Annotated in this window: 11 protein-coding genes and 1 pseudogene; 5 read left to right on the top strand and 7 right to left on the bottom strand. The window is 67.0% G+C overall.

Annotated features, from left to right (window positions below; all coding sequences use genetic code 11):
- Position 1: 1 nt before the first annotated feature.
- Entirely contained in the window at positions 2-280 is a 279-nt protein-coding gene (locus N6H00_RS39550; RefSeq protein ID WP_268976739.1) for a sigma-70 family RNA polymerase sigma factor, read from the bottom strand.
- A gap of 169 nt (positions 281-449) precedes the next feature.
- On the opposite strand from N6H00_RS39550, the pseudogene N6H00_RS39545 reads away from it, so the two are divergent.
- Positions 450-593, top strand: a pseudogene (locus N6H00_RS39545) (transposase); the annotation flags it as partial.
- 27 nt (positions 594-620) lie between these two features.
- Here the strand turns inward: N6H00_RS39545 and N6H00_RS39540 are convergent.
- From N6H00_RS39540 to N6H00_RS39530, 3 genes are all read right to left on the bottom strand, one after another.
- On the bottom strand, positions 621-1,706 hold the full coding sequence (locus N6H00_RS39540; protein WP_268976738.1) for an FAD-dependent oxidoreductase: 1,086 nt from the start codon (positions 1,704-1,706) through the stop codon (positions 621-623).
- Positions 1,707-1,789: 83 nt separating this feature from the next.
- Positions 1,790-2,230 carry a MarR family winged helix-turn-helix transcriptional regulator gene (locus tag N6H00_RS39535; RefSeq protein ID WP_268976737.1) on the bottom strand — a complete coding sequence of 147 codons (441 nt, stop codon included), beginning with the start codon at positions 2,228-2,230 and terminating at the stop codon, positions 1,790-1,792.
- Between the two features lie 410 nt (positions 2,231-2,640).
- Positions 2,641-3,366 carry a leucine-rich repeat domain-containing protein gene (locus tag N6H00_RS39530; RefSeq protein WP_268976736.1) on the bottom strand — a complete coding sequence of 242 codons (726 nt, stop codon included), beginning with the start codon at positions 3,364-3,366 and terminating at the stop codon, positions 2,641-2,643.
- A gap of 477 nt (positions 3,367-3,843) precedes the next feature.
- Here N6H00_RS39530 and N6H00_RS39525 point away from each other — a divergent pair, with 477 nt between their 5' ends.
- The 3 genes from N6H00_RS39525 (at position 3,844) to qcrB (ending at position 8,304) form a co-directional block, all read left to right on the top strand.
- Positions 3,844-4,302 (top strand): peptidoglycan-binding domain-containing protein, encoded by a 459-nt coding sequence (locus N6H00_RS39525; protein ID WP_268976735.1) that lies wholly within the window; start codon positions 3,844-3,846, stop codon positions 4,300-4,302.
- Between the two features lie 327 nt (positions 4,303-4,629).
- Positions 4,630-5,298, top strand: coding sequence for a Type 1 glutamine amidotransferase-like domain-containing protein (locus N6H00_RS39520; protein WP_268976734.1), 669 nt, complete (start codon positions 4,630-4,632; stop codon positions 5,296-5,298).
- A gap of 1,494 nt (positions 5,299-6,792) precedes the next feature.
- On the top strand, positions 6,793-8,304 hold the full coding sequence (qcrB, locus tag N6H00_RS39515) for a cytochrome bc1 complex cytochrome b subunit (RefSeq protein WP_443073266.1): 1,512 nt from the start codon (positions 6,793-6,795) through the stop codon (positions 8,302-8,304).
- Here the strand turns inward: qcrB and ctaF are convergent.
- Both ctaF and ctaD read right to left on the bottom strand, forming a co-directional pair.
- Positions 8,234-8,626: an aa3-type cytochrome oxidase subunit IV gene (ctaF, locus tag N6H00_RS39510; protein ID WP_268976733.1), complete on the bottom strand. Its 393-nt coding sequence runs from the start codon at positions 8,624-8,626 to the stop codon at positions 8,234-8,236. The genes qcrB and ctaF overlap by 71 nt on opposite strands.
- Complete coding sequence (gene ctaD, locus N6H00_RS39505; RefSeq protein WP_268976732.1) at positions 8,623-10,296, bottom strand: aa3-type cytochrome oxidase subunit I; 1,674 nt, start codon at positions 10,294-10,296, stop codon at positions 8,623-8,625. Before ctaD ends, ctaF begins: the two co-directional genes overlap by 4 nt.
- A gap of 722 nt (positions 10,297-11,018) precedes the next feature.
- Here ctaD and N6H00_RS39500 point away from each other — a divergent pair.
- On the top strand, positions 11,019-12,041 hold the full coding sequence (locus N6H00_RS39500; protein WP_268976731.1) for a polyprenyl synthetase family protein: 1,023 nt from the start codon (positions 11,019-11,021) through the stop codon (positions 12,039-12,041).
- Here the strand turns inward: N6H00_RS39500 and N6H00_RS39495 are convergent.
- Positions 11,961-12,278, bottom strand: a complete 318-nt coding sequence (locus tag N6H00_RS39495; protein WP_268976730.1) for a hypothetical protein — start codon at positions 12,276-12,278, stop codon at positions 11,961-11,963. The two genes, N6H00_RS39500 and N6H00_RS39495, sit on opposite strands and share 81 nt — an antisense overlap.
- Positions 12,279-12,437: the final 159 nt, after the last annotated feature.

Here is a 12,437-nt window from a genome sequence, read left to right as displayed (position 1 = left end):
GTCACTCCTCGTCGTCGCAGTCCGTATCGAACGCTATGCCCAGTTCCCTGGCGATCTTCCGGCGCGCGAAGTGGCAGTGCGAACGCACCGTGGCCGTGGTGACTCCCATGATGCGGGCGACGGTATCGGTGGAGAAGCCAAGGACGTAGCGGAGCACCATCACGTCGAACTGCCGCTCGGGCAGCCTGGCTATCGCCGGGTACAGGCCCAGAGCGCTTTCGATGACCTCGAATTCCTGGCGGCTGGACTCCAGCACCGCGCGCACCACAAGCTGCGGCATGGCCGTCTCCGGCACCGCGGGCTTGCGGCCCTGGACCCGGAGCCCCCCGGCGACACTCTCTTTGAGCAGAGCCCACGCGGAGGCGGCGGGGTTCGCCTCCTCCATCAGATGGGCCCAATTCATCGCCAGGTGCATCAGCACCTGGTGGACCAGCTCACCGGCCGCGTGCTACGTGGTCGAGCGCACGATTGCCTGGCTGCACGGCTTCCGCCGACTGCGGATCCGCTGGGAACGACGCGACGACATTCACGAAGCCTTCCTCGGTCTCGCCACCTGCCTGATCACCCACCGCCACATCCAACGCCTGCGGTAAAATCTCGGACTTATCCAGTTGCTGTGGTCAGTAGGGTTTGAATTCGGGGTAGTAGGCTGCGGCGGCGGTTGCGGTGTCGATGTTCCGTGGGAAAAGCGCGGCTTCGTAGGCGCGGATGGCCGCGTCGATGTCCTTTGGCTGTTCGGCGATGGCGTTGCCGAGCTGGCCTGCGTCGAAGAGAGCCCAGTTCGCTCCTTCGCCGTCCGGCGGTGCCAGGTGGGCGGCGTCTCCGATGAGCGTGACCCCAGGTATATGTTCCCAGCGGTGCCCGATCGGTAGCCCGTACAAGGGGCGGAAAATCGGCGGGATGTCGCTGTCCGCGACCAGGGCGACGAGCTCCGGCGCCCACCCCTCGAACATCGCCGCCACCGTGCGGGCGGCCGCAGGGCCGTCATTGAAGTCGATGCCGTCGAACCAGTCGAGCGGCTGGTCGAACATGGCGTAGGAATGCAGGGTGTCCCCGCGCTCGCGCTGCACGCCAAGACCGATGCGGGTGGTTTCGTCGTAGGCGGTCATCGACCCGCCGCCGACCAGCGCCAGGGTGGCAGGGTGCCGGGTGTCGCTCTCATACAGGTACGTCTCGACCATCGAGCGTCCGGCATAGGCGGGCGTGGCATCGGAGAGCAGCGGTCGGACCTTCGACCAGGCACCGTCGGCACCGACGAGGATGTCGGTGACAATCGTCGATCCGTTGGCGAAGGTCACTTCGTGACGACCGTCGTCAAGGGTCCGAACGCTCCGCGTCTTGTGACCCCAGACGACCCCGTCGGCAGGCAGGGATTCCAGCAGCAACTGTCGCAGCTCGCCACGCTGCACCTCGGGGCGGCCTCCGGCGGGGTCATCGGGCTGGTCCGCCAAGATGGTGCCGTCAGGCGCCACGTCACGGGATGCCTGGCGACCTTCGAGGACGAGGGATCGGAAGCCGTCCATCAGACCGGTGGCACGGATCCCGTGCTGTCCGTTGTAGTCATGGATGTCGAGCATGCCGCCTTGGCCCCGGGCCTGAGCAGACGCCTCCGCCTCGTACACCGTGGACGGAATTCCATGAACCGCCAGGATTCGTGCCAGTGTCAGTCCCGCAAGACCGGCACCGATGATCGTGATCTGAGTCATACACGCGTTCCTTACTGTTGGTGAATGAACCGGCGGTCCTGCCCGAGAGGCTCCCGGCCGCCGTGCGGAGCAGTAGAGCCGGGTCAGGGAGAGCGGGGAGGCTCGATCCGGGACGCGAGCTGTTCCAGGAATTCATGGAGCCGCGCCTGCTCTGCGGCGCCCAGCGGCGCGAGGATCGACTCCTCGACACGGTCCATGGCCTCTTCGAAACCCTGGATCAGTTCGGAGCCCGCTGGAGTGGCGCGCACCCGACGGCTGCGCGTGTCATCCTCCTGCGTCTGGCGCTCCACGAGTCCGCGCCGCTCGAGTCCGGCCAGGAGCCGCGAGACGCTCGGCGCACTGGTGCGCATGGCCCGCGCGACGTCACGCTGAATGGCATCCGGATTCTTCGACAGGTACGCCAGCACGGCACTCTGCTCGTGCGTGAGGCCGCGTTCCCGTATCCAGTCGTCAGCGATGCGTCGCTGCCCCCACACAATCCACCGCATCAGCTCCAACGTGCTCTCACGCTTCAATCTGCCCATAGTTAACACACTAACCGTTGCCAGGTTAACAATCAAGCCTCCTTGGGCTTTGCCCCACTACATGGACACACACGCTGCCGCGCCGGACCTCCTCAAGCGGAACCTGTCGGCGGTTCACCCACGCCGATGTGGCCGCCAAGCTGACCCGAGCCCAGAACCGGGAGGTCGAGCACAGCCGGATCGAGCCCCAGCAACGCCGGGAGGCCACGGCCCGACTTCGTGAGAAAAACGGTTGCACTGGCTGTCTTCTCCGAGTCAGAGTGCGGTGGTGACCGGAACAGAGATCGAATTCGCTTGCGTGGATGGGGTCCTATCCGGTGTGGACTTCGGCGGTCACCGCAGGTAGGCGTCACAGAAGCTGAGCCAGAACCCGAGAAACAGCAGCACTGTGGCGCGAGGGGGCGTCGCTGTCAGGTCAAGACGACGCACCCCAGCCGCTCCAGCTTGCTGAGGAGTGGCAGGGAGGGATCGACCTCGTTCCAACGCAGATCCAGCTTCTCCAGCGACGGCATCAGGGCGAGCCAGTCGGGCAGCCGGCCGAGGTTGTTGCTCCGCAGGTCGATCTGACGCAGTCGCGGGAGACCGGCGAGCGAATCCGGCACCTCGGTCAGGGAATTCTCGCGCAGGTCCAGGTGACGCAGTTCGTGCAGCTTGGCCGCTGACGACGGCAAGTGCTCGATCGCGTTCCCTCGGAGCCACAGCTCACGCAGGCTGCCGAGCCGGCCGATGGCGTCGGGCAGGACGGTGAGCCGGTTGTGCCGCGCCCTGAACTCGATGAGGCCACTCATCCGACCTATGGTCTCCGGCAGGGTGGTGAGGTGGTTCTCGCCAACGTTGAGGTAACGCAAACGGGTCAGGTTACCCAGAGAGTCGGGGAGCCGAGACAGCTGGTTGTCGTGCAGGTAGAGGCAATCGCTGAGCTCGGTCAGCTTGCCCAGTTCTTCAGGCACCGACATCAGCGCGTTATGGCCCAGGTCCAGGGTTTTCAGCCGGTGGAGCTGCCCGATGTCCGGCGGGAGGACCGTGAGTCCGTTGTCCGCGAGAACCAGCACATCGAGCTCAGTCTGTCGCCAGACCGACTCAGGCACTTCGCCGAGCTGTTGACGCCACAAGTTCAGTGTGTGCCTCACGGCCATCTCCCCTTCGTCAGCACCCTGGGCTCCGATTCTCGCCCCAGACCTTCCACGGCGGCGACGGGTCAGCACACAGTGAGGACCAGATCAACTGGCCTCAGGGTGTTCGGCTCGGGCTCGGGTACTGACCTCGGCTGGAGTCGAGCCCGCCGAATTCCCGGGCGGGTCTGGCCCTCATGGGGGCCAGAACCGGTGGCCGTGCAGGTCACCGGGACGGGTCCCGGGCCGGCCTGGCCATCATGAAGGAAAGGGCCGGTGGCCGATCCGGACATCCAGCGCCGCATGCGTGCATCAGTTCTTTACCGTAACGGAGTCGGGTGCTGAACAATTCCTGGGGTGCTGCACTTGTCATTAATGGGCGCCCAGGTTTTCAGCTCCCGAGTCCCGCTTTCGGACACTGGTTCGCCCGGCGACCCATGAATAGGCACACCAGGCCCGCCAGGTGCCGTATTTCCAACTCAAGCAGAAAGGGGTAAACGGATGCGAGTTTTGACGAGGGGGCTCGTCAGCACCATTGCCGTCGCTGGTATCGCCGCGGGAAGCCTGGCAGGGGCGGGCGCAAGCTTCGCGGCGCCCGCGTCGGTCTCGAAGCCAGCGGTGGGCACTGAGGCTGTCACTCCGCTGGCAGTGAACAACCTGGGCCTGAACACGACCGAGGCCAAGAACATCCAGTGCTGGCTGCGGGGCTACGGCTACACCGGCGCGATCGACGGGCAACTCGGGACCAACAGCTGGAAGGCCTTCCAGCGCAATCTCCAAGCCAACTACGGCTACACCGGCGCGATCGACGGCATCGTCGGCACCGGCACGAAGAAGGCCCTGCAACGCCTCCTCAAGGAAGCCTGGGGCTACACCGGCGCGATCGACGGGATCTTCGGATCGGGATCGCAGGCTGCGTTCAAACGGATGGCTGCGGACGACTATCCCGGCTGCGGATGACTCCCCCGGCTGCTGATGTGAGCGGCCACCGCGAACAGACGACAGCGGGGCCGGAGAGGATCACCCGTCCGGCCCCGCTGTTCGTCCGCACGCCGCTGCGAGATGTGAGGAACGGCGCGGTCACCGTGACCGTTCGGCCAACGGCACGCCCTGGCAACGGGCCTTACGCGCGATCAGCGGCGACAGATGGAGCCGGCAGCCGACCGGCTGGACCGTGACCAGGCTGGATGCACCCTGGCAGCACGCTCATGATGTGGCCATGACATTACCTTATCGGTGGATCCTGGGTTTGTTGCGCGCGCCCGTGAGTCGTGCTTGGCTCGCCAAATGAACTTTCTGTTGACGGCAAGTGGCCTGCGTAACGAGACGCTGCGGGATGCGCTGCGGGACATGCTGGGCAGGCCGTTCGGATCGGCGAACGTCGTGTACGTGCCCACCGCATCAGTCGCCGAACCCGGAGACCACGGGTGGGTCGTCGCGGACATGAACCGGCTGCACGGCCTCGGCTGGCGGGAGTTCAACATCCTGGAGCTGAACGGCCTGCCCCGGCAGATGGTGCTCGACCGGCTGCTCCACGCCGACGTCATCTACGTCGAAGGCGGCAGCCACTACCACCTCGCGCGCAGCATCACCGGCAACGGCCTGGCCGACGGCTTCCTCAAGGCGCTGGAGAGCCGCGTCTACGTGGGGGTCAGCGCCGGATCAATGATCTTCAGCCGCAATCTCACCGGACACTCTGCCGACATCATCGGAGACGCCACGGACCTCCACGTGCTCGGCGCGACGACCGTGCAGCCACCGTTCGGCCTCTTCGACTGGTATCTCAAGCCCCACCTGTACTCGCCGGACTTCCCCGAGCGGGACGACGCCTGGGCTGATCGCATCGCTGCGCGAGCGGACTTCCCGATCTACTTCATCGACGACGAAACAGCCATCCGCGTCAGGGATGGCAAGGTGGATGTCGTCTCTGAAGGCCGATGGCGGTTCCATCCGTAACCCGATACGCGCGGTGGGGCCCCGGACAGGGCAGTGCGGCGCCCAGGGGCGCACTGATGCGGAGCTGCCGGGGGTGAGCAACTGCCTCATGCGGCTTGCGCGAGGCAGTACGCAGTGACGCTTTGCCGATCAGCGGGACGGGGCTAGCGGCGGGTGAGCCGCCAGGTCATCAGCCTGACCGCTGCCCAGGTCATCAGTGACTCGCTCACCGGAGGAATGGGAACGGGCCTGGACCAGCGAGAAGCCCACCCATTTCCGCCGGATGACCAGCTCCACCCATGACAGGCCGACGGCGAGAGCGGCCGGGCGTACCCCAGCGCCCTCTACTGAGCACCACGCCGACCGGTGCAACCTCGAACAGAGCCGTGCGGATCAAGTCTGCGTGGCGCTCCCCGGTCGACGAGCGCTGATGGGGGCGTGCGGGCTCAGCCGCTGGCAGACCAGACGGGGCCTGGCCGTGCTGAGTGATCTGTGCGCCGAACGCGGCTGGCCACCGGTGATCTGGAGCCGGGAGACGGGTATCACTTCTGCGCGAGCGAGGCGGAGGCAGCAGACGAACCCCGCCGTGGCAGTGTCCAGGAGGTCGCCTCCAGGACTCTGTGCGCACGACTCGCGAAGTCGCTCGCCTCCCCGCCGGAAGAGGTTCTGTTCGACACGTACGCGGCCTTGTACTTCCGAAAGGGAGGGCCCGCCCTGCCCGCCCTGATTCCCCAGGTGTATCTCCACTACGATCCCTGCACCGCGAAGATCCGGGTCGCGCCTGGCCCTTTGGCGAGGCAGCGTATGGACTTCCTCCTGCTGCTGCCCAACAGGGTGCGGGTGGTCCTGGAAGTCGACCGGCCAACAGCACTACTCGATCAACGGCAAGGCAAGCCCCAAGCTGTATGCCCAGATGATGTCGGAAGACCGGCAGTTGAAGCTCCCGGGGAAACGAGGTCTGCCCCTTCGGTGGCCACGACCTCGACCGGAGTGCCGGCCCTCGGGCAGTAGCTGGCTTCTTTTGAGAGCTCTTCGGACGTCACGACAGGGGTGGCAGGGCGTCTGCCTGTCCAGGTGCTCGTACCGCACGGCGCGCAATCGGCTTCCAGCTATCGGTTCGCCAAGGCGGGCTACGCACTCAGCCGTCCGGCTGGTCCGACGCTTCGAGGACCGGCCGGCGGAGCGAAAAGGAAGGCACCTGCGCAGCAGACTGCCGCGCTCGTGTCACGGTGGGTGACCGTCGCCGCCGTGCCGATCGTCCCAGGCATCGCGTTCTTCCCCCGGAAGGCGAGGCTCGGCGCTCGGTCCGGCCAGGGCACAGCCGAACGGGTGCACCCCTCGGGTCGGCCGAGTGTTTCGCGCGGACGGGGTTACTCGCCCGTCGGCCCGAGGGCAATGCATGGCTTGGAACGGTCAGCGAGGTGGCAGAAGGAGGCGTTACGTGGACCGGGAGCGGTGTGAGGGGGCCACTGAAGGCAGGGACGCACCGTGAGTGCGGAGAGTCGGCCACCGGCCCTGCCGCGGGCGGCCGCGACCCGCGGCCCCGGAGAGCGGTTCGTCGTTGCGGCGGACGGGCGGCTTCCCCTTCTGGACGGCGGCGGAAGCCTGCTGCGTAAAGCCTTTCCCGAGCACTGGTCGTTCCTCCTCGGGGAGATCGCGCTCTACAGCCTGCTCATTCTCGTGCTGACCGGGGTGTGGCTGACGTTCTTCTTCAAGCCGGAGATGCGCGAGGTGGTCTACGCCGGGCCGTATGTGCCGCTGCGCGGTGTGCTCGTGTCGGCCGCCTTCGACTCGACCCTGCACATCAGCTTCGACGTGCGCGGCGGACTCCTCATGCGACAGATGCACCACTGGGCCGCTCTCGTGTTCGTCGCCGCGATCGGTTTGCATCTGTTGCGGATCTTCTTCACGGGTGCGTTCCGCAGGCCGCGGGAGATGAACTGGATCATCGGTGTCACGCTGTTCCTGCTCGCCCTGGCCGAGGGTTTCGCAGGCTACTCGCTCCCCGACGACCTGCTCTCCGGCACCGGATTGCGCATCGCGCAGGGGATCATGCTGTCCCTGCCGGTCGTGGGAACCTACATGAGCATGTTCGCGTTCGGGTCCCAGTTCCCCGGCCAGGAGATCATCCCCCGCCTGTACAGCCTGCACATCCTGCTGCTGCCTGGGGCGCTGCTCGCCCTGGTCACCGTGCACCTGATCCTGGTGTTCTACCTGAAACACACGCAGTGGCGCGGCCCCCGCACCACCAACCGCAACGCCCTCGGCAAGCCGATGGTCCCTCAGTTCACGGCTTCCTCAACGGGTCTGTCCCTCATGGTGTTCGGGGTCATGGCGCTGCTCGGCGGGCTCGCGCAGATCAACCCGGTGTGGGCATACGGCCCCTACCGTCCCGACCAGGTGTCGACCGACTCGCAGCCCGACTGGTACGTCGGCTTCCTGGAGGGCGCACTGCGGCTCGTACCGCCCTGGGAGACGAACGTCGCCGGCCACACGCTCATGTGGAACGTCCTGCTGCCCGCGATCGTCCTGCCGGGACTGCTGTTCGTCGTCCTCTATGCCTACCCGTTCGTCGAACAGTGGCTGACAGGGGAGCACCACCGGGAACACCACCTGTGCGACCGTCCGCGGGAACGCCCGGTGCGCACCGGGCTCGGCGTCGCCGGGGTCACCTGCTACGGCATCCTGCTGCTGGCCGGCGGCAATGACGTGGTGGCGTACACCTTCCGGATCTCGATGAACACGCTGACGTGGATCCTACGCATCGCTCTGGTGGTGGCACCGGTCGTCGCCTTCCTGCTCACCAGGCGGCTGTGCCACGCCCTACTGGAGGCGGAGCAGAAGCGCCTGGAAGAGGGGGAAGAGACCGGTCAGGTGCGCCAGACCGTGGAGGGCGGCTACGAGAGCGGCCACGAACCGGTGACCGGCTTCCGGCCGGGAGCACCGAGGAAGCCGCTCAGCTCCCTCGAGTCACGAACTGGAACACCATCCCCAGAACCCCCCGAGCCAGAATCCCCATCCCGATGAGGAACAGCCACAGCCCGTACACCACCCCGGTGGCGGCGAGGGTGAAGCCGAACGCCGTGACGATCGGCCACGGGCTGTGGGCCGGGAAGAACTCCAACGGGCCGGCCGCGGCCGCCACCTCGGCATCCCTGCGGTCCTGAGGGCGGCGCCCCTGGCGTCGGTACTGGATCGCACAGAAGACCGACACCACGGCGGCCATCCCGAAGGCGATGATCAGGACCGCCGTACCTGCGGGATCCCACCTCGACCAGACGCCGTACAGGGTGGCGGAACCCGCGAAGAACACGGCGACGCCGCCGAAGAGCACTGCTTCGACCTTCAACGCGACCCCTCCCCCAGGGACTGCCGCAGGATTTCCGGATGGTGCAGGTCGGAGGCGGGCGAGTCGGAGCGCACCCGGGGTAGAGCGACGAAGTTGTGGCGCGGCGGTGGGCAAGAGGTCGCCCACTCCAGGGAGCGGCCGTAGCCCCAGGGGTCGTCCAGGGTGACCCGTTCGCCGTACCGGGAGGTGTGCCAGACGTTGTACAGGAACGGCAGGGTGGAGACGCCCAGCAGGAACGCGCCCGTTGACGACAGCGTGTTGAGCAGGGTGAAGCCGTCGGCGGGCAGGTAGTCGGCGTAGCGGCGGGGCATGCCTTCCGTGCCGAGCCAGTGCTGCACCAGGAAGGTCAGCTGGAAGCCGGGGAACAGCAGCCAGAAGTGCAGCTTGCCCAGCCGCTCGTTCAGCATCTTGCCGGTGAGTTTGGGCCACCAGAAGTAGAAACCGGCGAACATGGCGAAGACGATGGTGCCGAAGAGCACGTAGTGCAGGTGCGCCACGATGAAGTACGAGTCGGTGACGTGGAAGTCGAGCGGCGGGGACGCGATGATCACGCCGCTGAGACCGCCGAGCAGGAACGACACCAGGAACCCGAACGACCACAGCATCGGCGTCTCGAACGACAGCGACCCGCGGTGCATGGTGCCGATCCATGCGAAGAACTTGATCCCCGTCGGCACCGCGATGAGGAACGACATCAGGGAGAAGAACGGCAGCAGCACGGCACCGGTGGCGAACATGTGGTGCGCCCATACGACCGCGGACAGCATGGTGATCGTGATCGTCGCGCCGATCATCGGCAGATAGCCGAACAGCGGTTTGCGTGAGAACACCGGAATGATCTCCGAGACCACTCCGAAGAACGGCAGCGCGACGATGTACACCTCCGGATGGCCGAAGAACCAGAACAGGTGCTGCCACAGGATGGCTCCGCCGTTCGCCGCGTCGAACACGTGCGCGCCGAACTTGCGGTCAGCCTCCAGGGCCAGCAGCGTGGCGGTGAGCGCGGGGAAGGCGGGCAGCACGAGGATCGAGGTGAACAGCACGTTCCAGGTGAACATCGGCATCCGGAACATCGTCATGCCGGGGGCCCGCAGCGCCATGATGGTGGCGATGAAGTTGACCGCGCTGAGCGTCGTCGACACGCCGGTCACGACCAGGCCCATCGTCCACAGGTCGCCGCCGGCGCCGGGCGTCCGGTACGCGCTGTTCAGCGGGGCGTAGGCGAACCAGCCGAACGACGCGGCTCCGCCGGGTACCAGGAAGCCGGACACGACCATCAGGCCGCCGAAGAGGAACATCCAGTAGGACAAGGCGTTCAGGCGCGGGAAGGCCATGTCCGGCGCGCCGATCTGCAGCGGCATCACCGCGTTGGCGAACCCGGCGAACATCGGCGTGGCGAACAGCAGCATCATCACCGTGCCGTGCACCGTGAAGAGCTGGTTGTAGACCGCCAGGGACATGAACTGCTGTCCCGGACGGGCGAGTTCGGCCCGCATGCCCATCGCCAGCAGACCGCCGAAGAGGAAGAAGCAGAACGCAGTGACCATGTAGAGGCGGCCGATCACCTTGTGGTCGGTCGTCGTGGCCCAGCGCAGCAGCGCCCGGCCGAGCGAGGATTCAGCGGTGGCCTTCCGCCAGAGGCTGGTGGTGTATTCCGACAGTTCCGTCATCGTTCTCCTCCACGCGTCCTCGCCCTGCGGCGTTACGCCCGTCCCATCCCGGACGGCATGCGAACGCAACGCGGGGTGCCCCATGACACCGGCGGGAACCGGCCGAGGGGAATAGGGGGCCGGCGCAGGGCCTCGCGCCTCCGTAGGCCCGCTGGGGTGACCGGCGGTCGGGATCACGGCCGTCCGCCGCGACGCTATAGCGGCACTCCCGTCGACGTGGGTTCGCCACGCCCAAACGCCGAGGAAGACGTACGTTGAGCTGCGGCATGTTCGCGCAGATCCGCCATAGGAACACGGAAGCCGCCAGACGGCCGCGGCGAGCGCGAGCACGCCCGTGATGGCGGCGGTCAGCGCAATGCCGACGTAGCCGATCAACGCGGCTGTGATGGCAGCCCGGCCGGAAGGAGATCAGCGCCGTCGCCATGGCGTCGAGAAACTCGCTGCAGGGGACCGGCCAAGCAAGGGGGCGGGCATCGCCACATCCACCCGGTCGTCCGGCCGGTCCTACCGGGTGAGAGGGCGCGTGGCACGTCTCCCCACGGGGATACAGAGTGTGATCGTGCCGTTGCAGCGACACTGCCGTCGGTCAAGGCGTCGGCTGCCTGTCCCTTCCTCTGGACTCAGAAGGTCGGATGCCGCAGGCCAAGCCACTGTCCGACCGCAGGACCGGCAGCGAGCTGGACAACCGCACTCGTTCTCGTTCGGAGCAGACGGAGGCCGCATTGAAGACTGAACGTACGTCACAGCAGATCGTCGATGACGTGATCTGCTACATGGAGCCCGCGTTGCGCGAGGCGACGGCCATGCTCAGCCAGCCCGTCAGACACATGGCGGAGTATCACTTCGGCTGGATCGACGCCGACGGACGGCCCTCCACCCCAGTCGGCTTCCGGCGGCGACCCGCACTGGTGGCGCTGCTGTGCGCGGGCAGTACCAAGAAGGCGTGGGACGGCGTCCGCAATGCCGCCGTGGCGGGCACGCTGATGTCCGCCGCAGGCACCGTGCACGACGACATCTCGGACCACGAGATGCTCCGCAAGGGGCGCCCCACGCTGTGGACGGTATTCGGGGTGCCCTCCGCCATCCAGGTCGGAGTCGCTCTTCACTGCCTGGCCTTCGAGCTGCTGGCCACGGAGACGCCCCGGACCGCGGTCGAACTGAGCCGCCGCGCGGCGTACGCGATCCGGGAGTGCTGCTCGGGTCAGATCCATGACGTGGCCTCCGAAGGAAGCTCGCGGATGGTCCTGGAGGACTCGCTCGACCTGCTGGAGAGCACCATCGCCTTCCCGACTGTCGGAGTGGCCATGGTCGGCGCGCTGATGCGGGGGGCTTCGGAGGACGAAGTGGCGGCGGCCGAGAGGTTCGGTTACCACGCCGGCATGGCCATGGCGTTCTTCGACGACTGGGAAGGAGTCTGGGGGACCTCGCGAGAGTCGCTGGAAGAACCCTGGGCCGACCTGCGCCGCCGTAAGAGCCGGGCCTTCGTGGCCTTCGCCCTCCGGTCCCGAGGACCGGCCCGCGACCAGCTGGCTGCCTTCTACGACGACACCACTGAGCCGAGCATCGAACAACTCGAACACGTCGCTGCCCTGATCGAGGAGTGCGGCGGCCGAACGTGGCTAGAAGACCGGATTCGGGAACACACCAGTCTGGCCCGGCGAGCACTACCCGACGCGGTGCCCGATCCGGCCGCCCAGGCCGAACTCGCAGCCTTCGTAGGCGCGATGGCCGACGAACTGCCCTGACCTTCCGGAGAAGTCGGTCGCCTGGACGGTGAAGCCCTCGCGGGCGAAGTACAGGGCGTCGCGGCCGTGTCCGGAGCCGAGTTCGAGGACGTTCTGGGCGGCGGCGGAGCGGAACACCCCGGCGGCGTGGACGGCGGGCGCGGAAGGGACCTCACCATACATGCCGGGGTGGGCGGTGTAGGTCTGCTCCCAGTGGCGGCGCTGGGCCTCGCCCAGCTCCTCATGTCCTCCAGCCACCTGCGGTCCCTTCACCCATCGGCGGACCAAATGTGGCCTGCTGCGGTCAGGGTAGGCCATGCCCCGGCAGGCGGCCGGTGCTGGGGATGCCCGCATCCGCTCATATATCGTCTTCCGATATCGGGATCCGTTAGCGAGGGGCAGCGAGGGAGTGGGGCC

This window comes from Streptomyces sp. S465 (assembly GCF_026898115.1).
GTDB lineage: Bacteria > Actinomycetota > Actinomycetes > Streptomycetales > Streptomycetaceae > Streptomyces > Streptomyces luomodiensis.
This window is presented reverse-complemented; position numbering and strand designations above follow the sequence as displayed.

Bases quoted from the DNA above. Each gene is read 5' to 3' on its own strand.
- N6H00_RS39540 (WP_268976738.1), bottom strand. From the start codon at position 1,706: ATGACTCAGATCACGATCATCGGTGCCGGTCTTGCGGGACTGACACTG.
- N6H00_RS39550 (WP_268976739.1), bottom strand. From the start codon at position 280: ATGCCGCAGCTTGTGGTGCGCGCGGTGCTGGAGTCCAGCCGCCAGGAA.
- ctaD (WP_268976732.1), bottom strand. From the start codon at position 10,296: ATGACGGAACTGTCGGAATACACCACCAGCCTCTGGCGGAAGGCCACC.
- N6H00_RS39530 (WP_268976736.1), bottom strand. From the start codon at position 3,366: ATGGCCGTGAGGCACACACTGAACTTGTGGCGTCAACAGCTCGGCGAA.
- N6H00_RS39525 (WP_268976735.1), top strand. From the start codon at position 3,844: ATGCGAGTTTTGACGAGGGGGCTCGTCAGCACCATTGCCGTCGCTGGT.
- N6H00_RS39535 (WP_268976737.1), bottom strand. From the start codon at position 2,230: ATGGGCAGATTGAAGCGTGAGAGCACGTTGGAGCTGATGCGGTGGATT.
- N6H00_RS39520 (WP_268976734.1), top strand. From the start codon at position 4,630: ATGAACTTTCTGTTGACGGCAAGTGGCCTGCGTAACGAGACGCTGCGG.